Below are 24,091 nucleotides of genomic sequence, written 5' to 3'. Positions count from 1 at the left end.
GATTTGCGTGCTTATCCGGTTTGCTTTTTGAACGCAGAAATTTATAGTAACCCGATTCGCTGACACCAAGCGTACGACAGAGCAGGGCAACCGGCCAACGGTCCCGGCGGTCGGTAATATATGACATACGCTGCTGTTTCGCTATTTCTTTCGGCGCTTGACAAAAAAACCAAGCGCATCCTGAAGAATCTCAATCTCTTCTTTAGCTTCCCGTAGCTCTTTTTCGAGCTGCTTTAAACGATTGGGATCTGCTAGTGGGGTATTCCCAGGATCATCACAAAAACCAACCTTTCCATTTTTAGCTTTGCTGATCCATGTGTATAATGTATCGATTTTTATACCTAATCGCTCTGCTGCCGCTTTGTTGCCAATCTCATTTGCCAGTTTCAACGCTTCATAGCGTTCTTCGGCACTATATATTTTTTTCATTATTAGTCAGTCCTTTTTATTTCTATTTTACCTCATTTCCTTGCAATTTGGGACTGCACTTTTATGATAACACTCCATTAGAACAGCAGCGTTCTTTATTCAGCAGATCCAACCAGATTCCAGAAAAAACTTGAAAATAACAGTTGAAAGCATTAGAATAAAGCTGTGCAATCAATAAGATAAACAGCATTTGATCAGCGCCTTTCTTGGGCAGTCACTCTGACAAATACTCCGTTTATCATCCTGTCTTATTTGCATTGATCGTCAGATTGAAAGGAGTCTTTATGTTAAAACAAAATAAAGCAGAGAGTGTGGCAGACCGGGAGGTTTGCAAAATCTAATCTCTGCAAAACCTCCCGCATCGTATCCAACATACTTTCAGGAGGAAAAATAATGAAATATTCAAATAGAGAAAAAAATCTTTATCAGCATCAACCCTGTCAGGAGAGTTTCTTCTGCCAAAATTGTGGCCATGTCGTCTCCTTTACCGGTGCCGGAACCAAACACCGTAATCATTGTCCCCATTGCCTATTCAGTCTTCACGTTGATGTTTTACCTGGCGACCGCTCTGCCAATTGCAGTGGTCTGATGGAACCGATTGGCGTCTGGATTCGCAAGAATCAGGAATGGGCGATTATTCATCGCTGTCGCCGCTGTGGCCACCTTAGCTCCAATCGGATTGCCGCCGATGACAACCCCATCATGCTGATGTCCATCGCCGTCGCCCCTTTGGCCAATCCCCCCTTCCCGCTGGAAAAAATGACCCAGGTTCTAAACGATACCACTGGTGACAACAATGAGCAGGATTGATCTGAGCACCTACGGTTTGAGCCCATCATTGGGTTTGGAAGCCACGCACTATCCGGAACTTTTTGTCGCTCGCATTCTGTCCCAGTCCAAGGGAATCTACCGGGTTATTTCCGAACAGAGCGAATTTTTCGCCGAATTGTCGGGGCGGATGCGCTACGAAACGATTGAGACCGCCAATTTTCCGGCTGTCGGTGATTTTGTGATGCTTGATCGTCCCTCCGGAGACCAGGGCAATGGCATTATTCACTATCTGCTGACCCGCAAAAGCGTCTTTATCCGCAAAGCAGCCGGATCATCCAGTCAGGCACAGGTGATCGCCGCTAATATTGATTCGGTCTTTATCTGCATGTCCGTCAATAACGATTTTAATCTGCGTCGACTGGAGCGCTATTTAAGTCTGGTCTGGGAAAGCGGCGCAACCCCGGTAGTCGTGCTTACCAAAATCGACTTGACTGAGGATCTGCTGGCCAAATGCCGGGCGGCGGCAGCAATCGCCATCGGCGTTGATATCCTCGGTATTTCAACCCTGCAAAATGAAGGCTTTTGGGATCTCATGGCCTATTTGTCAGTAGGTCAGACCGTCGCTCTGCTCGGCTCATCTGGAGTTGGCAAATCAACCCTGATCAATTGGCTAAGTGGCGCCCAGCTCTTTGATACCCAGATGATCCGAAGTGATGACAAGGGCCGTCATACCACCACAAGACGAGAATTGATCCGTTTAGCCGATGGTGGCATGCTGATTGATACCCCGGGCATGCGTGAAATTGGTATGCTTGATGTTAACACCGGCTTTGATCGAACGTTTCGTGACGTGGAAGCCCACCTCGCTTCTTGCCGTTTTCGCAACTGTACGCACACAAACGAGCCCGGTTGCGGAATCGCAACTGCCATTAAAACCGGACAGTTATCTGCCCAACGCTGGCAGGCCTACCAGAAACTGACTGGCGAAAACGACTATTTCGAAAACAAAGCGGCCTTCTTAAAAAAGAAGAAGGAAAAATTTTATCAGATCGCCCGTTTAAACCGAAACAATAAAAAATAGTCGTTTCATTAAAAGACCTTGCCCGAATGGTTTTATCCTAGCAAGGTCTTTTTTCATCTCAAAATGCGCCCATTTAGCTTGTCTGAGAATTATTAAATTGTAGCCCTTTAAGCCAATTATCCAGTTCTAAGACCGAATCGCCACCTTTTCTAAGTTCCTTACTGGCCGCAATCTGTCCATCCCGGATGTAAAGGACTCTTTTGGCTTTTGCTGCGACTCTGGGGTCGTGGGTAACGATCATGATGGTCATGCCCTCATTGTTCAGTTCTTCTAGTATTTCCAAAACTTGGTCTGTCGCCTCCGAATTCAGGGCCCCGGTCGGTTCATCCAAAAAGAGAATCTCGGGATTGTTAATCATCGCCCGGCAAATCGACGCACGCTGTAGCTGCCCACCAGACACTTCCTTAATATCACGATTCTCAATTCCGCTAATCGCCATCCGCCTCATCAGTTCCGAGGCCAATTTTCTGATTTTCTCTGGCAACTCTTTTTTTGCTACCAGTCCCGGCAGGATAATATTGTCATAAATCGTCAGATTTTTTAGCATTTGAGCATTCTGAAAAACAAAGCCCATCTTAGTCAGTCTGAAGCTGGCCAGTTCCTCTTCTGATAACGCACTGATATTGATCCCCTCAAAGATTACCTGACCGGCACTGATCTTGTCCATTCCGCTGACGCTGTATAAAAGTGTTGACTTTCCCGAACCGGATGGCCCCATCACGGCTGTAAAATCTCCTTTTTCAATTCCAAACGAGATGTCATTCAATACGTTTGTGTCCTTAAAGGACTTACTGATGCCTTCAATTTTTATCATTATTGGCTCCTTATTCCATTATTTGATCTCTGATGTGATAGCTTCCAACTGTATTGGTTCCAATGATTACCGTCATAACCACGACCCCTAATTGCACGGCTGGGCAAAGCAGATAAGCCCAGAGTGGCGCTATCAGCAATTTTATTTTAGTAACCCCGACCGTCGCAAGCATACCTGCAAAAATAACTTCCCCAAGGGTATTGGCCAACAGCGTTCCGGCGATAATCGCAAGCACCTGAATTACCAGAAGCCGGATTCCCAACTGGATTTGAATATCCCGGGTGGAAAACCCGATCGCTTTTTTAAGGGCAATGGCGCTGTGTTCTCTGGCCATCATCAGCTGAAGAAACATAACCGTAATCAAAATAGTCAGCATTAAGGAAATCACCGCCGCAACCCCTTGTACCTGGTTCATATTTGCAATAACGCTGCTGAGGGTCTGGAAAACAAACGCATCGCATGGGGTAATCTTACTGTTAGGTAACACCGTTCGCATTTTTGTAACGTGATTATCAATATCAATGCCCTCCCGAAGATCCAGATAGATCATATATCCTTCAATATCCTTACGATCAAAGTCGATGGCGGCTTTGGCGGTTTTTCCGCCATAGGTAATGTCTTGATAAATACCACAAACGTTATAGACGTGCTCTTTCCCCTGATAAATTATTGTTATCGCGTCGCCGACTTTTTTACCCAGATCAACCGCATTCAGATATGAGAGGGCCAGATCATTTTTTTCTGTGGGGGCCTTCCCTTCCAGGTATTCTAATGGAAAAACCCCATTATCGCCGTTCTGCACCCGTACATATTCCCATTCACCCTCGACATTTTGGGACTGTACATAACCATTCTGGTAGACTGTATAGCGTTCAATATCTGGGTCATTTTCCAAATAAGCTATCGCCTCCTCTTTTTGTTGCTCTAAATTGTTGCTGTATTGTATGTCAATGCGGACATCGCTTTTGCCAATGCCCATATAGGTCAGAAAGACCGGGTTATTAATGGTGTTGTTCATATTCATGGGAAGCAGAATCAGGAAGGAGGAAAAGACAAATATCAAGAATATTACCACATTCTCTTTCCATTTGCATTTGAGTTCCCCCAAAGCCATTGATAGATTATAGGCCTTTAACGCCTTGGCCGGAAGCCTATAATGACCTTCTTGTTTCGTATTCTCTTCACCCCGAATTAATTCCATCACGGTCCGCTTCAAATGCTTCTGGATAATCCGATGGCACCGATAGATAACAAAAAGGCTGAGCAAAACGATGCCCACCAATGGAGTGATCCATTGCATCCATTGACTGCTGCCATCACCGCAATAGCGAATGACCGTTGCCGAAAAAAAATCGCCAAAAGGAATCGCCGCCAAATAACCGATCATCCCTGCACCCACAACCATGATGGTATATTTGATTTGGTAGAGTTTTATTATATCTTTTGCGGGAATTCCAATGGCCTTCATTTCTCCAATCGCATGATTTTCTTCAGCCAGGGTCGCCCGGATAATATAAGAGAGACATAAGACCGACATGGTGATCAACAAAAGACTGATCACCAGAATCACCAGTGCCACCAACCCATAAGAAAACGCATTGATCATATTAAAAATCGCTGCGGTAACGGCCACACCGTTAGACGGCAGACCGGCCGCCAGGTAGGCATTTTCCAGCACCGTTGTCGACACCCCTTCTTTTAAGAGAAATTCGAAACAATATTCCCATTCACCCATATGAAGCGCCACTTCATTTAGATCGTTGGTACTGATCAAAAATCGCTTTGAATAGGAGAGCGATGAATTCATCGTCGAATCACGGATAATTGTAGCGACCTTAAATTTTTTTTGATACGCTCCGTTTTGCAGCACAATGGTATCGCCTACATTTATATTTAAATCCTCAGCATAGTAAACCGGTACGCCGATTTCACCGTCTTTTACAATGGCAATCTGATTATTTTGATCAAGCAGATAGTCAAAGTTTTCATTTTGAGTAACTAAGCCCTTGTCCATCAGGCACTTTTCCAACGATTCGCCATTGCAGATAATCTGGGCGTTATTCACATCCAGCATCCTCACTACCAGTGCATCCTCCAGATAATCTTGCTGGGCGACAAAGTCTGCAACTGCCTGTTCATCATAGTCGCCTTTGTGCATCTGGACATATTCTGGCGGCACGGCCATCTTATTCAAACCATTTAACGACGACAGCATAATCCCGGTAACCCTTAATCCACCGGCCATAAAAATAGCTGAAAGAATCAGAAATACGGCCAGGGCAGTTGTGATAACCCGGTTTCTTTTAAAGTCCTTGCGGACAAGATTCAGCAATAGTTTCATATTCAACCTTTCAAATTGTTATCGACTTACCGACCACAGGTCGATATGCGGGTAAAAAATCATCGACCCTCGGTCGGTAAGGAGATTTTACATTTTCTTGCTAACTATGTCAAGTACCTTTTCTAATTTTTAACAATTTGTGTTCTGGAAAACAATCAACTCTTTCACCCATACAAAAAAACCTGTTTCCTGTCAATTAAAAAATGACTTCTATCCTCAGCGTTTGATTGGTTTTGAGCATAAAAGTCATTTTATCCCACGGGGGACATTTTGTTCGTCATCCCCATCGTTTCCATCTTTGTTTTGAAACAATGCCTTATTTAAAAATCATGTCCCGCAATAAGTCTTATAGGGATGATTGGATGGTTCGGGTGGGGTCATAAACTCCTGATTAAGCGAATGATAGTCGTATGGTGCTTGCAACACTGCCAATAACCGCTGCAGAGGCGTGAAATCATCCTGTTCATTAGCCGCTTGCAAAGCTTTTTCAACCTGATGATTTCTGGGGATGACCACCGGATTTGCCTGTTTCATTAACTGTTTGCTGTCATCATTTGTCTGCTCCTGTCTTTCGAGGCGGGCTTGCCACCGCTTCAGCCACTCTTTAAAGGCATCACTTTCGTATAATTCAGACGATTGGGTTTTCTCAAGGGTTAAATCAACAAAGGTATTGGTATAGTCGGCCTGATACGCCTTCATTAATCCCAATAAGTCGGCAATCAACCGCTCGTCTTGCGGATCTTCATTGGCAATGCCCAGCTTTAAGCGCATTCCCTTTAGCCAGTCGGCCTGATACAATGACGGATAGATGCGCAGTGAGTCTTCGACTAATTGTAGCGCCTGTTGCTGATTGTCATCGACTAACGGGATTAAGGTTTCGGCCAGGCGGGCCAAATTCCATAAGCCAATATTGGGTTGATTCCGATAGGCGTAGCGTCCCTGCAGATCAATGGAACTGAATACCGTGGTCGGATCATAGTGATCCATAAAGGCACAGGGCCCATAATCGATGGTTTCGCCACTGATGGTCACATTATCAGTGTTCATAACCCCGTGAATAAAACCGACCAGCTGCCATTTGGCAATCAGCGCCGCCTGGGCTTTGATGACTGCATCCAGTAAACCCAGATAGCGGTTTGATTCCGCCAAAAGCCCGGGGAAATGGCGGTTAATGGTATAATCGGCCAGAGCTTTAACATCGGCGGTGGTGCCCCACTGAGCGGCATATTCAAAGGTCCCGACCCGAATATGACTGGCTGCCACCCGGGTTAAAACAGCCCCTTTGAGCAAGTTTTCACGATAGACCGGTTCACCGGTTGTCACCACTGCCAAACTGCGTGACGTCGGAATGCCCAGATAATGCATCGCTTCACTGATCAGATATTCCCTCAGCATCGGGCCCAATGCCGCTTTACCATCGCCACTGCGGGAATAAGGCGTTCTCCCTGATCCTTTGAGTTGGATATCAAAACGCTGGCCGGCTGGTGTGATCTGTTCGCCAATCAGCATCGCCCGGCCATCGCCAAGCATGGTGAAATAGCCAAATTGATGCCCGGCATAAGCCTGAGCGATCGGTTTCGCATTTTCCGGTAAAGCCTGACCGGCTAAGATATCAATCCCGGCCTGACTCCTTAGCACTTCGGCATTCAAACCAAGCTCTTCTGCCAAACGCTGATTCAAAATAACTAGTCGCGGCGCACTGACTGTTTCTAATTTAAGTGGGGTATAGAATAATTCCGGCAATTTTGCGTAACTATTTTCCAAATTCCAACCGCTGTCATTTTTTTCCATTGTAGTAACCATTCCTTTCGCTTCACTCAAGGCTCCAGGTAACCTGAAGCAAGGTGCCATTTCTGATTGCGCCTCCGTCTTTTAGACCACTAGCACATTTGTGATGGCATGACCACAGAAATGACACACTGCCATTCCATATCAAAACGACCAATCTTCTTTACTTTTTCCCTCTCCAGTCCTTATACTCAACATATGTCCATTTTACAGGCATTTAAACAATGTTTATCCGGATGTAATCGCGCATTATGATGTGGATTGATAAAAATACTAAAGAGCTTAATCAGATTTCCAAGACAACTTTCGTGAAGACCAGTTTATCCTCAATCCTCAGTAAACTCAGTCCGCTGATGCTGCTGGTCAAAATGATTTTATTTATAATAGTCATAAAACTAAACACAACCGAACGAAATTTACATATTATTTACATAAACATCGGGTAAACATCTTGATTATTAACCAGTTTTAGTTTATAATTATTATAATTTAAATAAAAATAGGAGCGTTTATAATGAAATGGTTTTACAACATGAAGATCAGAACAAAACTTTTAGCCGGATTTATGCTGGTTACTGCCATCGTCGGCATTGTCGGCTATGTGGGGATCTCAAATATAAAAGCATTGGATGCATCCAGCTCGAAACTGTATGAACACGTGACGCTGCCAACCTCGGCCAGTGGCGACATGGGTATTGAGTTTGGGAAGATCAATAGCTACATCAGAGATATGATCATTTCCGATGACCCCGCAATCATTGCGGAGAATGCCGATAAAATCGCTACGAGCCGTGAACAAATTACCCAACTATCCGAGTCCTTTGAACAGAATATTCTCGATGAGGAGATGCAGCAACTGTATCAGCAGTTCATCGATTCCCGTCAGGTTTATGCGACCGAGCTGGAAGCGGTGATGGCCTTGGCTGGCCAGAATCAGGACGAAGAAGCCCTTGCCCGGATCGCAACTACCGGGGCTCTCGGAATTGCCTCGCAGGCCGAACAGGATGCCCTGGAAGAACTCCACGATATGACAGTGGAGGATGGTCAAGAACTTTCTGAAGCCAATCACAACCAGACAAACAACGTTGTAACCACCATGACGGCCTTGATGGTGATCGGCGTTCTAATGGCCCTGTCTTTGGGTTTTTTCCTCAGTATAGCCATCAGCCGTATGCTTAAAAAAGCCGAGTATATGATCAAAGAAATGCGGCTCGGTCATTTGGGCGAGCGGCTGAATATGAACAGCCGTGATGAAATTGGCCAGATGGCCATGGCGATGGACGGACTGGCAGATGATCTGCAAAAGGTGGTGATTGCAACCATGAACCAGATTTCCGAAGGCGATGTTTCGGCAACGCTTGAAGCCAAAGATGACCGGGACGAAGTCTCACCCGCACTGATAAAGACCATTGCAACCATCCGTGATCTGATTACGGAATCAACCTTCCTGTCCCAGGCCGCAGTGGAGGGACGTCTGGACACACGCGGCACGGCAGATTCCTTTATGGGCGGGTTTAGAGAAATCATTAGCGGAGTCAATGCAATGATGGATTCACTGGTTGGCTACATTGATGTCATGCCCAACCCGGTTCTTATCATTAATAATAACTTCGAAATTCTCTATATGAATGATTCCGGTGCTCAGACGGCAGGCCTTTCCAAAAAAGAAGTCCTCGGCCAACCTTGTTACCGTCTATTTAAGACATCTGATTGCCATTCGGAAAACTGTGCCTGCACCCGGGCGATGCGTACCGGTAGTGCAGCAACCAGCGAAACCGATGCACACCCAAATGGTTTAGATCTTGATATTTCATATACCGGATTGCCAATTACCGATCATTCCGGAAAAATTATTGGTGCCATGGAATTTATCACCGATCTGACGGCCATCCGCACAGAAGAACGGCGGATGATAAAAATCTCGGATTATCAGCAAAAACAAACCCAAAAACTGGTGACCGAACTCACCAAACTTTCCCAGGGGAATACCGATATTATTATTGATCTTGCCGCCTGTGACGCCGATACTCAGACAACCTATAATACCTTCCAGATCATCAGCGACGCTGTCAGTCAATGTGTGGCATCGATCAAGGCACTGGTTCAAGACGTTGGCATGCTGGCCCAGGCCGGTACCGCAGGCAACCTCAATACCCGGGCGGATATCAGCAAACATCAGGGCGATTTTGCCCAGATTGTTGACGGCGTCAATGCCACGCTTGATGCCGTGGTAGCACCAATTCAGGAAGCATCAGCGACCTTAACCGAGCTGGCCCGGGGGAACCTGAGCGCCGGGATGGTAGGGACTTATCAGGGCGATTATACCATTATCAAGGACAATATGAATCAAACCGTCGACTTCCTCAAACGCTATATCAGTGAAATCACCACTACCTTAGAAGACATCGGCCGGGGGAACCTCGATCAGCACATCACCACCGACTATCTAGGGGACTTTCAGGCCATCAAAACAGCTCTGAACGACATCACCTCCAATCTCAGCGCCACCATATCCGACATTAATATTGCCGCCAGTCAGGTTGAAATCGGCTCCCAGCAGATTTCCGATGGTGGTCAGGCCTTGTCCCAGGGGACCACCGAACAGGCCAGTGCGATCCAGCAACTGACCGCTTCCATTGAAGAAGTCGCTGCGGAAACCAAGAAAAATGCCATCAATGCCAATGATGCCAATGATCTGGCCTTGCAGGTTCGAAGTAATGCTGAAGTGAGTAATGATCAGATGGATAAGATGGTTGCCGCCATGGTGGACATTAACGACTCTTCAAAAAGCATTTCCAAGATCATCAAAGTCATCGATGATATCGCCTTCCAGACCAATATTCTGGCTCTGAACGCCGCCGTTGAAGCCGCCCGGGCGGGCCAGCATGGCAAGGGCTTTGCGGTGGTTGCCGAGGAAGTCCGCAGTCTGGCTGCCCGCAGCGCTGAAGCCGCTAAAGAAACCACCGGTCTGATTGAAGGCTCCATTGACAGAGTCAATGCAGGCACAAAAATTGCCGATCAAACCGCAGAAAGCCTCAATGAAATCTTGACTCAAATCCAAAAAGTGACCGATCTGGTTGGCAGCATTGCCCAGGCATCGAACGACCAAGCCACTGAAATCGCCCAGATCAACCGGGGCATTGAACAGGTATCCGAGGTCGTTCAAACCAACTCGGCCACCGCTGAAGAAAGTGCCGCCGCCAGCGAAGAGCTTTCCGGCCAGGCTGAAATGCTTAAACAGATGGTGGCTGCCTTTAAAATCAAGGATTCCAACACATCGCGTTCAAGCACATTGCATTCATGCGAAACGGAAACAGTTATCCAACCCGTAAAAACCACCCGTTCACCTTCGTCTGAAATTACGATCAATCTGGATGATGACAACGACAAATACTAGCCTGACATCACATTTATTGTCAGAAGATAATAAAAAAACAGCGAACTTTGAGCCGCTGTTTTTTTTATTGGCAAGATTTTTTTATTTCGGATTTCGAGTAACCGGGTCAACTCCGCTTATGATGTTTCTCATCTTACGGCATATTAAAGGGAAGTCGGGTCCTTATTCCTCAGCCAAAAGATAATGGAGCATCTTTTCCGGATTCTCAAGAAAACGCCGGGTCAGTTGATAATGTTCGGTCTCCCGATAATTGACCGTATCAATACCGCTCTCTGATAACTGATAGATTTCCGCCTGCGGATAAGCCATCAGAATCGGGGAATGGGTGGCAATAATAAACTGTGACTTCTTTTTGACCAAGTCATTGATTTGCACCAGCAGAGTCATCAGCCGACTGGGCGAGAGTGCCGCTTCCGGCTCATCCAGTAGATAAAGACTCTGACCCCTAAAGCGGTTGGCTACCAAGGCCAGAAAGCTCTCCCCGTGAGACTGCTTATGCAGCGACCGCTCACCATAAGCTGTTTTTACCTGGCTCCCAAGTTCCGCTTCGTAAACCTCGTCCAAATAGCTGGCTGCATTATAGAAACTCTCCGCCCTCAAGAAAAAACCATCCTTGGGATACGCATTTCGCGTAATGGTCAAATGCTGATGCAAGTCCGAATGCGTGGCACTGGTTGAAAAGTTAAAATTGCGGCTTCCACCCTCAGCATTAAAGCCAAAGGCCACTGCAATCGCCTCCAAAAGCGTTGACTTTCCGCTTCCGTTTTCACCAACCAGAAAGGTTACCGGACTGCGAAAGCACAACTCCTTCATTTGCCTTAAATGGCTTACCACCATCAGCTGATGAAGATAGGAGTCTTCAGCCACCGGCGAGCTGAGTCGTACACTGGCAATATATTTTCGTTCCAACTGAGACTCCTTTCAAATTTAGTTAGATTTTATGGTTAATCCAGACTTTTCCAATCCCGTAAATCAAGACTGCTCATCCAGTTCAGCCAATCACTGTCGTTTTCCCAAAGCGCACTGGACAGACGCTACGGCAGGTATTACATAGCACCGTTTCAAACCCTTTTGCGTTTGTTCCATAAGTATTCCTGCGGCACAACTTCTGAGTAACCGTCCCTTCATTTAGTGCCTGAGCCGGACAACTTGTCAAACAGCGCGTACACCCCTCCAGACAAAGCGGTTCAGCATAGCTATCGGATGTGATCTTGAGATCCGACAGAATTGCCCCGACAGTTAATCGGTTCCCAAACGCTTCATTCAGTAACATGGTATTTTTGCCCATGGTTCCAAGCCCAGCATTCACTGCCGCATGTTTCATGGAGATTAAGCCCCGACCTTCCATTTCTTCACTGTTCCAATAATCATATGGCCAATCACAGGGCACCGGAACCGCCGTCGCATTATATGTATCTTCGATAATTCGTGCTGCCATCATTAATATCTGATCGATTTTGGGAATGGTCAGATTATTAAAATAGCCATATAATAAATCCGGTTTCACCTCATACAGTCCCTTAGGCAATGCAAATCCCATTACCACAACCACCTGGCAGTCACGATAAAGATCGTGTGGGTGAAAACCCGCCGGGGCCTCAATAAATCGTTCGATACCGGCAAAACCACAAACATCCGCACCCAGATCTAAAACTTTTTTTCTGATTGCTTCTTTCATATGCCCTCCATTCATGCTCATTTTACTTTTTGTACCTTATTTGTACCAATGGTGCGTTATCTTCTTTCTTGTGTCAAGCGGTTTATCGGCATTCTGATTCTTCCAATCCTGTTATACCGCTCGTTTTAGCTAACATTTTCTGAATTTTTTAACCGCTCCCCATGATTAAACAAAAAAACACCCACTAAAATAATGACCCCACCAATCACTGTCGACTGCTCGGGGATTTCACCGGCAATTAAAAAACCCAGTATACTGGTCAGAAAAGGCGTTAAAAACATATAATTGCTGACCTGAGAGGTCTTTTCAGCCAGGGACAGGGCCTTTGTCCAGGCAACGTAGGCAATGGCACTGGAGAATACCCCCAGGATTAGAACATAGACCCATTGGATCGGTGGTGCATTGATTGCCTGGTGCATCGACCCCGGCAGAAAGACCGCCAACAGAATCGTTCCCCCCCAAATACTGTAAGTCGCAGTTTCCAGGGGGGCATAGGCTTTTGTAAGCTTCCGCTGAAAAAGATTGTAAAAGCTTAAAACCAACGCTGCCAAAAAAAGCCACAAGACCCCGATATTTATTGACAAAGCCCCATCAATCAGCGTTAAATAGGCCACCCCACAAAATTCCAGTCCGATCGCCAACCATTGCAGCCACGTCAGCTTTTCCCGATAAATGATACGGGCCAACAACGCCGTAAAAACTGGTGCGGTGGCAATGATAATACTGCCAGTGGCTGCCGAAACCATCTGCTGACCCTGATTAAAAAAGATCATATAGAGAAAAAATCCCAGCGCTCCGGACAAGAGAAACATCGGCCAATCGCGTTTTTTGGGCATTTTCATCTTTATCAGAACAGCCACACCCAGCAAGCTCAGTGAGGCGATCAGGTAACGCAAAAATCCCAGACTATAAACTGAAAAATAGGTTAAGGCCAGCCGGGTCAGCACATAAGCCAGTGACCAGCACGCAATTGTGATTAACGCATAAAGCTGATATTTTTCCTTAAACTCCATTCTTTTCTCCTTTTGTGTTCTTCGGCATGGCTTGAGACGTTTCGTTCCCATCCCATTCTTCAAGCGAAAACGCAATTCGCTTTACATTTCTCTCGTCACCCCGTATACTCTAAGATATGTTTGTTTATAAGCATTTAAAAATGCATTCCAATTATATAATAGCACATCAATGAACGAGAGGTAATACTATGTTTCGCATTTGGGGAAAACTCATAAAACGCAATAAAATTCTGGAAGAAAAAGTAATTGAAATTGATAACAGCACTTTAACTGAAAACGAAAAAATTCAAACTGCTTTAAAAACCTTCTGCCATGACTTTGATCTGGAAAATCCGATGTGGTTTGACAAAAACACAAGAGAACTGAGTCAGATTTCCAAAACAACGTTTCGTGAAGACCATTTTATTGAATCCATCTGGTTTGATTATTTAGAACTCGAGATTATTGACGATGGTAAAAAGAAAGCTTAACGCTGTCCTGCAAAGCCATTTCTGAAATGTTCGTCAGGAACAGCCATGTAATGTAAAGTCTAAACACCCCTGTCTCATACTCCTGGGGGTATTGTCAGTCGCCTTTTTCAATACTTGATGATAGAGTAGTGAGCGCTCTGCCTTCAATATTAACAGCCGAAAACTTGAAAATAAAATGCGCCTATTTAGAAAACTGATGATAGTCCTTTTCAATGGCCATGATTTTATCGTAGAGCATGGCATTTACCGGGGTCTTGATGCCATGCTTTTGACCAAGTGCCACCACCGTTCCAGAGAAGAGCGCCACCTCGCTGGGGCGTTTGGCTTCGACATCCTGTCTCATGGACGGCTTTCCGGTATCGCTCAGGGCATCCACCACGCCCAGCCAGTAGGTGATATCCGCTTCATCCAGAGCTACCCCTTCCTGCTTGGCCACCGGAATGACCTCGGCCATGGCGGCAATCATCAAATCCCGGGCTTTACCTGATTTTTTGACGCTACCAAAATTCTGGCCACACACTGAAACCACCTGATTAACCCCAACATTTAGCATAAACTTCGACCAAATTTTACGATCCATCCGGTTATCGATCTGATAGGCGATGCCCACCCGATCAAAAAACTCTTGAACCCGCATTATTTTCTCAGTGGGTTGATCATCCGCCCGATTGCCAAAGCAGATCATCCCGGCATTGGTATAAGTCAGGGCATTACCTGATTTAAGGGTGTCCATCCCCTGGGCACAGGACCAGATCAAATTTTCTTCCCCAAAGGCTTCCCCAATAATGGCTTCACTGGTAATCCCGTTTAATAGTGACAGCATCAGTGTATCCGGCCCGACACATGGCCGGACGGCCTCGATGGCATCTCTTAATCCGTTTATTTTAACGGCAAAAATAATCAGATCGGCTTTCTCAGCCTGTTCCGGTGTTTTATAGTAAAACCGACAGGGTATCCCATTGCAGAAGACACCATTCTTCTGATAGTTATTAATCCGCTTTTGATCGGCGATAATGGTCAGATCATCCCCGATTTGTTGGGCGATCCGGGCTCCAAAAAGAATACCCAGAGCGCCCAAGCCAATGATCGCTACTTTTTTTATTTTCATGCTTGCCTCACTTTTTTAAAGGATTGTAAAAAATTCCTTTCTCGATCCCAAATCGCTATACATTGCGGGTTTCGATCCAGCTCCTGAAAAATTCCAATTGTTCTTCCGTATGAAAATAATGTTCACCCTGTTCCATTATGGTTAGCTCACAATTAAATTTCTGTGTTCTCATTTTACCCTCAATTATCTCTTTTTATAGATTAGACCTGCCATTTTCATTGTTTTTATGTTACTGATCCTTTCGATTTCACATCATCCCGTTTTCAAATGCCGGTTCAATTGTCGTTTTGATCAATTCAATGCAATCCCGGGCATCCGGCACTAACAGCGACGCAATCGCAATCACCATGTTGTTCTTGTTATTGACGTAAATCACATTGCCACCATCGCCCAAGGCTGCAAAGCTGTGAGCCTGATCATCAATGATCCACCAGAGATAGCCATACAAAAGCTTATCCCAGCGTCTATGCTCCTTTGTGCTTTCTGCAATCCAAGCAGCTGAAACAAGCTGTTTTCCCAGCCACCTGCCACCGTCTAAGTGCAGCTGCCCGATTTTTGCCATATCCTCCGGTGTCAGAAATAAACCCCAGCTTCCCGTGTTAATTCCCTGGGGATCAACCACCCAACCACGGGTGGTTTTATCATTCATCACTCTCATATGCTCTTCTTCACTGCGCAACAACAGATTATGGGGAACCGTGATTCCCATCGGCGCAAACAAATATTTCTCAGCAAAATCAAGAATTGACTGACCGGTTGCCCGGGCCAGAATCCCTGCCAAAATGTGGGTACCACCAATGGCCGAATAATTGAATTCTCCGATGATGCCATTTCCACCTAATAAATCAAGCGCATCCTGAATCGGATTTTGACTTGTAAAGAATAATTCATACGGTTCCGTTTCGTACTTATAGGGAGCGGTCATCGTCATCAGATGTTTGAGGGTAATCTTCTGAATGGTTTTTTCACCGTCTTTAACCTGATAATCCGGAAAAAACGCCAACACCTTCTGATCCAAGCTACCAATATAGCCTTGATCAATGGCAATTCCGATCAGCGCCGAAAGTACGCTCTTTGTTACCGAGTAGACATGCACTGCATTATCGGCCGTATACCCATTAAAGTATTTTTCGTAAACTTTGGTGCCGTTTTTTTGCACAATCATACCGGCAATATTCCCATAATCTCGGTTTATTGCTGTTTCAATTTCATTAATTCTTATTTGATTCATTTAATCATTCTCCTTTAAGTGATAAAGGATATCCTTGTAATTTAGGATAAGTTGATTAAAAATTATTTGCAAGCTAATTTTTAAAAAAGATGAACCGATCTTACCTCATCGTTCATTGGTTTCGGTTTAAAATCAGTTTTCTTCTGGTCGCTCCTCAATCGTTCATTGCAGGTGCCTTTTATGTTTGCCTGGAGTTTATTGAAATTAATACCCGGCAAGCCTTTTTTCATACCACCATTGCACATTAGCTTATGCCAGGCCTAATCCCATTGGGCAAACAGTCCGGCATTGATTGCATACGACGGTGTCATGGCCTCGTTTGGTCTTACCAAAACTGTTTACTCGGCACGGTTTTTGTCTGACATGACCTTCGCCAATTGCCGCTACAGGACAGCTTCGGATACATAAATCGCACTGTTCCAGGCATACTTCAGCCGCCAATTCGTCGGATTCGATTTGCAGATCGGTCAGAACACATCCGATTACCAGGCGGTTTCCGTATTCGTTGTTGAGCAACAATGTACTTTTGCCAAGCGTCCCGATTCCGCTAAGATATGCCACATGCTTCATCGACAATAGACCACGTCCTTCCATTTTTTCTTCATCCCAATAGTCATAGGGTGCATCGCAAGGTAATGGTACGCCAATCCCCTGATACGTCTTTTCTAAAAAGACGGCAGTCTGAAAGGCAAGCCGATCAACCAGAGGCAGCGCGAAATTATTATAATACGCATAGATCAGCTGGGCTTCCGCCATGAAGATGCCTTTAGGAAGCGCGATTCCGAAGGCAATCACACTTTTGCAGTCTGGAAATAGATCAGCCGGATGAAATCCGTCTGGTGCTCCTGAAAATCGTTCAATGCCTGCAAATCCACAAATATCCGCTCCAAAACTGAGCACTTTTTCACGTAATTCTGTTTTCATATCACCCTACTCCTTTTCATATCCATCTTAGTTACTCCTTATTTTATATCAGATACGGGATTTTTATTGTCCCGACAGTAGGTTTACTATAAAATAATCAATCTGTTAAACAAAGTATTTCTATTATAATAATCGAAAATTTCGATCGTATCGAGAAAGGCGTTTACTCTCGTGGACTTAAAGCAACTAAAAACCTTTGTAGTTTTGTCAAAGAACAAGAACTATACCCGAACAGCCGATGAGCTCGGCTACGCTCAATCCAGTATTTCTGCTCAAATTCAGCAATTGGAGCAGGAACTAAACACAAAATGTGACATTTCGTTTGTCATAAAGCATTTTCACCGAATAATTGAATGGCTGTGAATAAAAAATTCTTCCTGACTTGGCTGATATTTTTTCTCCAGGCTTTCCAAACCCGCATCGAAGCGCTCCGCTTCTTGTTCATCGATTTCAAATACCGGACTTTGATGGTAGACCCATTTTCTTCCGTCCAGGACTTCCGGTTTCAGTTCTTTGACCATCATTGCCGATGGATAGATATCATTTTCTAGACAGATATTATATCGCTTGCAACTCTTAAAGCCACGGCTGACATAATTATTCGGATTCCCAAAGATGACAATCACATCATAGCCCAGTGCGACAGCCAGTTCAAAGGAATACTCAATTAGTTTTTTTCCATAACCCTTTCGCTGATACTCCGGCAAAATGCAGACGGGCCCGAAGGTTAAAATCTCTTTTTCTGCCCCGGACTCATCAATCAGTTTTGCTCTCGTATACATGATATTCCCGATGATCTGATTATCAACTTCAATCACCAGATCCAACGCTGGTAGAAAATCTTCGTGGGATCGCATAACATGAACCAGATAGTGCTCATTACACCCCGGGATATATAAATTCCAAAAACATTTCCTGGTAATTTCTTCTACTCGCTGATAATCGCTTTCTTCTTCATTCCTGATCTTAATTTCTTTGTCCATGTGTCTAACTATTCCTTTCTTCCTACTTAATCGGATCTTGTTGCTTAAGCTGTTAGAATGTAGAGAACAATAGGTATGTCGTCTTCCTTTCTTGGACTTTGCGTCCGTATATTAGACTGATAACCAGCTCCTTATTTTTGTGTTCACCATGCTCCGGCAGATCAAAGTTCAACACCTGATATCCCAGTTGTGTCAATTTTTCCGCAACTGTCACGATGACCGCATCCGTCTTGTTTGACATATTGCCATGAACAGCAATAAATAGCTTCGCTGAATTTTCGCCCCAAATAACTTTTCCGAATGACAAGGGGGCGTTTCGTTTTGCTATACCCGTCACTTCATTGCCGACTTTTTTCAAGTATATCACAGCTTGATGGGCATGACAAAAAAACTCCCTGTGTCATAGGGCAAATCTATAGCTGATTAAAAATGTTATTGACATTTCAAATCTTGTCGCTTACAATCAAAGACAAATACAGTCTGTATTTTTCTTTGTGGAGGAGTAATTATGAAATATACGAAAGCAACGGATTATGCCTTGCATATAATGGCCTATTTCATTAAGCAGGAAGGCACTAACAATTTTAGTCTTCAGCCATTAGCGAGTCATATGAATATTTCACCTACCTACCTGTCCAAGATACTAACCCAATTAGTAAAGGCTGACCTTATTCAGTCTACTGCGGGTGTAAATGGTGGCTATAGTCTTAGAAAACCTAAGACTGAAATTAGCTTTTATGATGTCATAAAAGCCATTGAAGGTAGCGGCGCTCTTTTTACTTGTGAAATGAACGAGAACGGTGCTTGCCCAATCGAAAAGGTTATGAGAGATGCTGAAGAGAAAATGGTGAACGATCTTAAGGAAAAACGGTTTTACAACATTATCTAAAAGATGAGCGGGCAACAGATGCAGTTTTAACTGCTCATTTTTTTAGCGCGATCATAGATAAATACAGTCTGAATTATATTTTATAGGAGATTTTATCATGGAACATAACCAACCGGATCAAAAATTTTTAACCAAAATCGCTTTTTTAGATAGTAAACAAAGAGAACGTCTGATTCCACCCGAAGTGCTTATTAACCAAATGCCCATTCATAAAAACCATACCCTACTTGATGTGGGCGCTGGTTCAGGATTTTTTACGATTCCGATGGCAGCGAGGACAGTGGGTAACGTTTATGCCATGGACCCTGACAAACGCATGCTCAACGTTATCGAAGCCAAAGCGAACGAAAAAGGACTTGCTAACATCGAACTGCTTCAAGAGACCATTGAGAATTTAAGTCTTCAAAATGACAGCATTGATTTTGTTATGGCTTCTCTAATCCTTCATGAAGTAAGGTCACTGATGACAGCGCTCAGCAAAATATTTGAAGTGCTATCAGTCGGCGGTCACCTATTATGTCTTGAGTATGAAAAGGACGACTTGATTGTCGAAGGCCCGCCCATGTCGATTCGTATTCAATCAGCGGAACTCGAAAAAATATTGTTAAGCACTGGCTTTGAGATTGTGAAGAAGCGTAAAATTAATGATGCTATCTATACTGTTCTGGCCGTTAAACCCGAGACGCCCATTGTCTAATAGGGCACTGCAAAAGGGTACTCTGTGAAAAAATGTTATGGAGATTTGTTATCGCATCTCCTCAAGGTTTTTTAGAGAATTGTGAGAGAACCGTCCGAATTATTTCGTTTTATGAACGATCATCAGTTAACATGTCTTCTCACAATTCGATCATTATTCTGTGATAACTTGAAAGCTAATTGGTCAGCTTCAGCCAGACCTCCATGCTTGTCGTTTCGGGTGAATGGCTTGAGTAACGCTCCGCACAAAAGAAATCAGTCGACAAATTTTTATTTGGCAGCCAAACCTGATACAGGTATTGCTGGGCCTTGTATAAAGCATCCATCACAAGCTCTTTGAAGTTCTCGGCTTCAAAGCTGCACACAATGTAGTCTCCTTGCGGAAGCTCCCAACTGCTGATATTGTCCGAAATTACAGCTACTTGGGTTGTTCCGCCGGCAAAATAACAAAAATAACCCTCCTCAGAACAAGGATAGGCCACCCCAATTTCTTCGACATCATCGGGAAGCCCTAATACTGCCCCCTTCTGCCGATGAAAATCCCGCCAAAGGGTATCCAGGGGATCTGCACCGGATTCCGTTCCCAGGCCATTTAAAAACTGGACCGGCAGCTTTTTCTCGAGTCCCACAAAAAAGGCCGGTTCCCTCAGCTTCTGCCGGTTAATCTCGAGGACAATTCCCTCCGTGATAAGCGGTACCCCTTCATCAAGCAGCACATAGTTAAGCAGCAGCTCCGGTTTAGTCATATAATTCAGTGCAGTCGGATTCTTGCGGTATTCACTTGGTGTCATCCCAAAGGTATCCTTAAAGGTTCGGGAAAAATTCTCGTGCGATGAAAAACCCAACTCCAATGCGATATCCAGAACACGCTGATCCGCTTGCAGCAACGCCTCGGTTGCCTTGGCCATTCGCCGTAACCGGATGTATTCGGCCACCGGCTTTTTGACTAACCGGCTAAACAGACGCTGAAAATAAAAGGGTGACAGGGCAGCCATCCCGGCCAGCTTTTCAATTTCAATTTCCTCAGTCAAATGGTCTTCAATAAAATCAATGGTTTCTTGTATTTGTTCCCATGCATGCATTTTAAAGCACCTCCTTGACTGATAGCCTATCATGATATGCCAAACAGCGCTTGACTGGGTCTGCCTTTTTAGCGCAAGCTACTGTAAAAGTCGCTGCGTTTGGCCCCCAAATATAAGCGCTTAAGCCATAACTGGTGATAGTCAGGATCATAATCCTTCATCGCTCTCGCTTCAGGTATACCATATCCACAAGCTGTGTCCCATCCTCAAACATTGGATGGTCATAATTGTCCGTAAAAAAGTTTTGTATCCGATATGATTCTGCAAATCCACATTTCTGATAAAAACAGAGCGCCGAAGGAACATCACCCGTTCCTACAAGCATTGTCTTGCAATCGCTGTAATGAAAAAACAGAAAATCGATCAGTTTTTTTCCATATCCCTTTCGCTGACACTCGGGCATAACCGCAATGTTCTTAAGCTCATAAATACCCTCTGCCTCTTTCGTAACCACACACTCGGCTTTAACGCCATGATCATCCAAAACAAACATGTCCCCACGCTCAAGGTACTTGTCGATCATGTCTTCCTGTTCATCAGCCAATAAAAGCAAGTCGATATATGCTTTCTTATTGTTTTGAACTTTCCTTACATTCACCAGTATTCACTCCTATATTAAAGCTCAGATCCACACAAAAATCCATTGTTGAGTCTTTCCCGACGCCCCATTCTAAACCCAGGAATCGATCCATCTTCTTTTTCAAGAATCTCACCGTTTGATGGGTGTAACAAACGAAGCGTCCCGACGTCATTTATTATCACTATTGTTTATATTTCAATTTTAATTTCCTTTAGATTTAGCGCTTTTCCACCGACTCGAACTTCGTCTATTTCATCGTTTTCCATGCTTATCGAAATCATAATCTCCGATGGCCTGTTCATTGAGTCTCCCTGCGCAAAAGACACGTTTTTAGCGTATTCAGGCGTAATCTGATTATACTTAAGCAAATAACACGCCAATGCGCCGTTTGATGTTCCTGTTGCCGACTCTTCAGGAATACCATATAGCGGTGCAAAGTTACGACAATGGACACTTGAATTATTGAGCGAATTACGTGCATACAAATGATACCCAATTACGTTGTATTTTTTGCTGATATTAGAAATCATGGAAAAATCCGGCTTAATGCCACAAAGCACATTCATATTTCTGATTGGTATGATGATATCTTTGATTCCAGTCGATACAATCTGTACAGGCAATGCTTCATTTATGTCAGCTACTGAAATATTTAGAGAATCCGCAATTTCCGTTTTTTCTATCATTTCATAAAAGTTTGGCTTCGCTTGATTCATCATAATCGAAGCGTCTTCTCTCACCGCAACATTTAAAATGCCCGCTTTTGTCTCCTGTGTGTAATTTCCACACTGAATATAACCTTTTTTAAGTAACGTCGAAAACGTTCCGATGGTGGCATGACCGCACAAATCGACTTCTTCTGTTGGTGTGAAAAAGCGCACTCTGAAGTCGGCAACATCAGATTTCATGACAAAAGCAGTCTCACTGAGACCAACGATTCCAGCGATCTTTTTCATATCATTTTCAGATAGCTCATCAGCGTTTGTCACAACACCAGCCGGATTTCCTCCTATTTCAGTCTTTGCAAATGCATTGATTTTAAAAACCTTAATTTCCATCTAAATACCCCCGTAGCAAAGTTTAATCGGCGCTGTGTCCCCTCGACTCAATTCACCGTTTTTCTCCCAAATACTTTTCTGCAATTTTTATGCAAGGTCGGATTCTCAGTGATATTTTTGCTTCAATCAGATGCTGATTCGATGTTGAAAATGGCAATTCAGACAATGAATAAAGCTATTTAAAAACCGGCTTACTACGATACCGGAATCAAAGTCTTTATTGGGTATACCGGATATTGGCCCTGTCTATACGCTTGCATGCTTGCAAAATTGGTTCAGATTGAACGGTTTGAAGACAAAGCCAAAATTGCCAAGTATGCCGGGCTTTATTGGAAGCGAAAACAATCCGGCAACTTTAACCGTCACCACTAAAACTGGAAACTACTATCTCGTTATTACCTGGTCGAAGCTGCCGACTCGGTCATGCGAAGTGAACCAGTTTATCGTTAATACGATCTCAAAAAGCAACCTGAAGTTCCCAAACATCAGCACAAACGTGCCCCCGTTCTTACCGCAAGAAAAATAGTGCGCATGGTGGATGTGCTACTACGCAACCACCAACTCTATGCACTAGAAAGGAGTGTGTAATATCGATTTTTAAATCGATGCGCATATCCTTTTAAAAGCCTGATACTATTAGGTCTGTTTAGTGTTGCCTCTTTCAAAAATAATCACTAGATTTTTCTTAAACATTATATTGATTTATTACTACAAGTCTCACTGCTGAAAAAAATTTCCTTTATAGAAATTTACATTTTCGGTCTTATTTGCCGTCATTTTAAAACAGACACATCCATCCGGACACACATAATCCTTGATATATTTCTCTGATCCACCTACATTCATCAAATCTCCGCCGCTTCTTACTGCCTGCATATCTGCAAAGAGAATCTGCATCATCTTTGAGCAGATTCCATATCCCTGATTATTTACGGGACAACCGTAGGTGCAGGTATATTTATCCCCTATCTCTTCGCCGTTGCGGCAGTAATGCTCGGTATGATCACTGCGAAGAAATCCAGTAACTTCTATCTCAAATTCAAATTCTTCGTCGTACCACTTTTTCATGCTTGCATTTCTCCCTCATTAGTAAATGATCCTATTTCAATCAGATTGCCTTCAGGATCTGCAATATAGCAGGTCCGCTGTCCCCAAGGTTCGGTAGCGCAAACAGGCCTTTCAGTCCGGGGCTCGTGTTGTACTTCTGGGCGATGTCGAACAAGGGCTTCCGTTCTCAGTCCTTTTATATGCATTCGTTGATTGAAAAACTTATTTTAGACCCCAGCTACAATTTTTTGTGCAAAGTCGATTGCTGCTTTTAAATCCTCTGCGTTTGGATGCGTTGCGGAAACAAATAATATCCTACCCTTGCAAACAAATTCGTCAAGAACTTTTATTCCCTTTTCTTCAAGTATATTGCATACCGCAATCTGCCTTTGACTGCCTGAAGCGCAGCTTGTTACCAACGCTGCATATTTGGGCATGGGTGCCTCAAACGTTTTTATGTATGACAATAATTCTGGCATACTGGCACCCCCATAAATACCGCCAACGATAAAAAGCAAATCGACATCATCCAATGCCGGATTCTTAGCGATATCTTGGGCTGTAGTATTCAAAAATAAACCGATCGCTTCCGCCAATTTTTTTGAATGTTTGGTTTTCGTTGCATAAATGACAGCAGTCTTCATCATTTTCAATACCTCCAGTACTTTAATCATGATAAGGGGACACTTCCCGCCAGTTCCCAAAGATCTT

24 protein-coding genes and 2 pseudogenes are annotated in these 24,091 nt (G+C 44.2%); 8 read left to right on the top strand and 18 right to left on the bottom strand.

Annotated features, from left to right (window positions below; genetic code table 11):
- Window positions 1-141 precede the first annotated feature (141 nt).
- Window positions 142-429, bottom strand: a complete 288-nt coding sequence (locus tag ACWI_RS05440; RefSeq protein ID WP_070369802.1) for a transposase — start codon at window positions 427-429, stop codon at window positions 142-144.
- A 393-nt stretch (window positions 430-822) separates the two neighbouring features.
- On the opposite strand from ACWI_RS05440, the gene ACWI_RS05435 reads away from it, so the two are divergent.
- Both ACWI_RS05435 and rsgA read left to right on the top strand, forming a co-directional pair.
- Entirely contained in the window at window positions 823-1,239 is a 417-nt protein-coding gene (locus tag ACWI_RS05435; RefSeq protein WP_070370421.1) for an RNHCP domain-containing protein, read from the top strand.
- The gene (gene rsgA, locus ACWI_RS05430) at window positions 1,226-2,281 is read left to right on the top strand and encodes a ribosome small subunit-dependent GTPase A (protein ID WP_070370420.1); all 1,056 of its coding nucleotides are present in this window, start codon (window positions 1,226-1,228) and stop codon (window positions 2,279-2,281) included. The genes ACWI_RS05435 and rsgA overlap by 14 nt, the downstream gene beginning before the upstream one ends.
- Before the next feature lie 73 nt (window positions 2,282-2,354).
- On the opposite strand, the gene ACWI_RS05425 is transcribed toward rsgA, so the two are convergent.
- The 3 genes from ACWI_RS05425 to ACWI_RS05415 form a co-directional block, all read right to left on the bottom strand.
- On the bottom strand, window positions 2,355-3,095 hold the full coding sequence (locus ACWI_RS05425) for an ABC transporter ATP-binding protein (RefSeq protein WP_139142323.1): 741 nt from the start codon (window positions 3,093-3,095) through the stop codon (window positions 2,355-2,357).
- A gap of 10 nt (window positions 3,096-3,105) precedes the next feature.
- Complete coding sequence (locus tag ACWI_RS05420) at window positions 3,106-5,436, bottom strand: FtsX-like permease family protein (protein WP_070370418.1); 2,331 nt, start codon at window positions 5,434-5,436, stop codon at window positions 3,106-3,108.
- A 327-nt stretch (window positions 5,437-5,763) separates the two neighbouring features.
- On the bottom strand, window positions 5,764-7,239 hold the full coding sequence (locus ACWI_RS05415) for a protein adenylyltransferase SelO (RefSeq protein ID WP_070370423.1): 1,476 nt from the start codon (window positions 7,237-7,239) through the stop codon (window positions 5,764-5,766).
- Between the two features lie 499 nt (window positions 7,240-7,738).
- On the opposite strand from ACWI_RS05415, the gene ACWI_RS05405 reads away from it, so the two are divergent.
- Window positions 7,739-10,621 (top strand): methyl-accepting chemotaxis protein, encoded by a 2,883-nt coding sequence (locus ACWI_RS05405; protein ID WP_070370416.1) that lies wholly within the window; start codon window positions 7,739-7,741, stop codon window positions 10,619-10,621.
- Between the two features lie 162 nt (window positions 10,622-10,783).
- Here the strand turns inward: ACWI_RS05405 and ACWI_RS05400 are convergent, their stop codons facing one another.
- The 3 genes from ACWI_RS05400 to ACWI_RS05390 all read right to left on the bottom strand — a co-directional run bounded on the left by ACWI_RS05400 (window position 10,784) and on the right by ACWI_RS05390 (window position 13,312).
- Window positions 10,784-11,530, bottom strand: a complete 747-nt coding sequence (locus ACWI_RS05400; RefSeq protein WP_070370415.1) for an AAA family ATPase — start codon at window positions 11,528-11,530, stop codon at window positions 10,784-10,786.
- Between the two features lie 82 nt (window positions 11,531-11,612).
- Window positions 11,613-12,299: an epoxyqueuosine reductase gene (locus ACWI_RS05395; protein ID WP_084633518.1), complete on the bottom strand. Its 687-nt coding sequence runs from the start codon at window positions 12,297-12,299 to the stop codon at window positions 11,613-11,615.
- 125 nt (window positions 12,300-12,424) lie between these two features.
- Window positions 12,425-13,312, bottom strand: coding sequence for a DMT family transporter (locus tag ACWI_RS05390; RefSeq protein ID WP_070370413.1), 888 nt, complete (start codon window positions 13,310-13,312; stop codon window positions 12,425-12,427).
- A 188-nt stretch (window positions 13,313-13,500) separates the two neighbouring features.
- Between ACWI_RS05390 and ACWI_RS05385 the strand changes: the two genes are divergently transcribed.
- Window positions 13,501-13,782, top strand: coding sequence for a hypothetical protein (locus tag ACWI_RS05385; protein WP_070370412.1), 282 nt, complete (start codon window positions 13,501-13,503; stop codon window positions 13,780-13,782).
- 181 nt (window positions 13,783-13,963) lie between these two features.
- Here ACWI_RS05385 and ACWI_RS05380 read toward each other — a convergent pair whose 3' ends face one another.
- The 3 genes from ACWI_RS05380 to ACWI_RS05370 form a co-directional block, all read right to left on the bottom strand.
- Window positions 13,964-14,890, bottom strand: a complete 927-nt coding sequence (locus tag ACWI_RS05380) for a ketopantoate reductase family protein (RefSeq protein WP_070370411.1) — start codon at window positions 14,888-14,890, stop codon at window positions 13,964-13,966.
- A 247-nt stretch (window positions 14,891-15,137) separates the two neighbouring features.
- On the bottom strand, window positions 15,138-16,121 hold the full coding sequence (locus ACWI_RS05375; RefSeq protein ID WP_070370410.1) for a serine hydrolase domain-containing protein: 984 nt from the start codon (window positions 16,119-16,121) through the stop codon (window positions 15,138-15,140).
- A gap of 249 nt (window positions 16,122-16,370) precedes the next feature.
- Complete coding sequence (locus tag ACWI_RS05370; protein ID WP_070370409.1) at window positions 16,371-17,045, bottom strand: epoxyqueuosine reductase; 675 nt, start codon at window positions 17,043-17,045, stop codon at window positions 16,371-16,373.
- A gap of 171 nt (window positions 17,046-17,216) precedes the next feature.
- Between ACWI_RS05370 and ACWI_RS18440 the strand changes: the two genes are divergently transcribed.
- Complete coding sequence (locus ACWI_RS18440) at window positions 17,217-17,408, top strand: LysR family transcriptional regulator (RefSeq protein WP_084633517.1); 192 nt, start codon at window positions 17,217-17,219, stop codon at window positions 17,406-17,408.
- On the opposite strand, the gene ACWI_RS05365 is transcribed toward ACWI_RS18440, so the two are convergent.
- On the bottom strand, window positions 17,384-18,028 hold the full coding sequence (locus ACWI_RS05365; RefSeq protein ID WP_070370408.1) for a GNAT family N-acetyltransferase: 645 nt from the start codon (window positions 18,026-18,028) through the stop codon (window positions 17,384-17,386). The genes ACWI_RS18440 and ACWI_RS05365 overlap by 25 nt on opposite strands.
- A gap of 130 nt (window positions 18,029-18,158) precedes the next feature.
- Window positions 18,159-18,356 (bottom strand): annotated as a pseudogene (locus tag ACWI_RS19310) (alpha/beta hydrolase); the annotation flags it as partial.
- A 180-nt stretch (window positions 18,357-18,536) separates the two neighbouring features.
- Here ACWI_RS19310 and ACWI_RS05355 point away from each other — a divergent pair.
- Complete coding sequence (locus ACWI_RS05355; protein WP_070370406.1) at window positions 18,537-18,917, top strand: Rrf2 family transcriptional regulator; 381 nt, start codon at window positions 18,537-18,539, stop codon at window positions 18,915-18,917.
- Between the two features lie 97 nt (window positions 18,918-19,014).
- The gene (locus tag ACWI_RS05350) at window positions 19,015-19,614 is read left to right on the top strand and encodes a class I SAM-dependent methyltransferase (RefSeq protein ID WP_070370405.1); all 600 of its coding nucleotides are present in this window, start codon (window positions 19,015-19,017) and stop codon (window positions 19,612-19,614) included.
- Window positions 19,615-19,789: 175 nt separating this feature from the next.
- Here the strand turns inward: ACWI_RS05350 and ACWI_RS05345 are convergent, their stop codons facing one another.
- The 3 genes from ACWI_RS05345 to ACWI_RS05335 all read right to left on the bottom strand — a co-directional run bounded on the left by ACWI_RS05345 (window position 19,790) and on the right by ACWI_RS05335 (window position 22,333).
- Window positions 19,790-20,695 carry an AraC family transcriptional regulator gene (locus ACWI_RS05345; protein WP_070370404.1) on the bottom strand — a complete coding sequence of 302 codons (906 nt, stop codon included), beginning with the start codon at window positions 20,693-20,695 and terminating at the stop codon, window positions 19,790-19,792.
- A 157-nt stretch (window positions 20,696-20,852) separates the two neighbouring features.
- On the bottom strand, window positions 20,853-21,293 hold the full coding sequence (locus tag ACWI_RS05340) for a GNAT family N-acetyltransferase (protein WP_070370403.1): 441 nt from the start codon (window positions 21,291-21,293) through the stop codon (window positions 20,853-20,855).
- Window positions 21,294-21,463: 170 nt separating this feature from the next.
- Window positions 21,464-22,333: a PhzF family phenazine biosynthesis protein gene (locus tag ACWI_RS05335; RefSeq protein ID WP_070370402.1), complete on the bottom strand. Its 870-nt coding sequence runs from the start codon at window positions 22,331-22,333 to the stop codon at window positions 21,464-21,466.
- Between the two features lie 207 nt (window positions 22,334-22,540).
- Here ACWI_RS05335 and ACWI_RS19540 point away from each other — a divergent pair, with 207 nt between their 5' ends.
- On the top strand, window positions 22,541-22,705 hold the full coding sequence (locus ACWI_RS19540) for a transposase (RefSeq protein WP_479714948.1): 165 nt from the start codon (window positions 22,541-22,543) through the stop codon (window positions 22,703-22,705).
- Window positions 22,706-23,050: 345 nt separating this feature from the next.
- On the opposite strand, the gene ACWI_RS05330 is transcribed toward ACWI_RS19540, so the two are convergent.
- From ACWI_RS05330 to ACWI_RS05325, 3 genes and pseudogenes are all read right to left on the bottom strand, one after another.
- Complete coding sequence (locus ACWI_RS05330) at window positions 23,051-23,401, bottom strand: TIGR04076 family protein (protein ID WP_070370401.1); 351 nt, start codon at window positions 23,399-23,401, stop codon at window positions 23,051-23,053.
- A pseudogene (locus tag ACWI_RS19305) lies at window positions 23,398-23,496 on the bottom strand (VOC family protein); the annotation flags it as partial. The pseudogene ACWI_RS19305 and the gene ACWI_RS05330, both read right to left, overlap by 4 nt.
- Window positions 23,497-23,607: 111 nt before the next feature.
- Window positions 23,608-24,027, bottom strand: a complete 420-nt coding sequence (locus tag ACWI_RS05325; RefSeq protein WP_070370400.1) for an NADPH-dependent FMN reductase family protein — start codon at window positions 24,025-24,027, stop codon at window positions 23,608-23,610.
- Window positions 24,028-24,091: the final 64 nt, after the last annotated feature.

It is taken from the genome of Acetobacterium wieringae, assembly GCF_001766835.1.
In the GTDB taxonomy this organism is placed as follows: domain Bacteria; phylum Bacillota; class Clostridia; order Eubacteriales; family Eubacteriaceae; genus Acetobacterium; species Acetobacterium wieringae.
The sequence above is the reverse complement of the archived record's forward strand: the minus strand, read 5'-3'. Positions and strand labels throughout refer to the sequence as shown.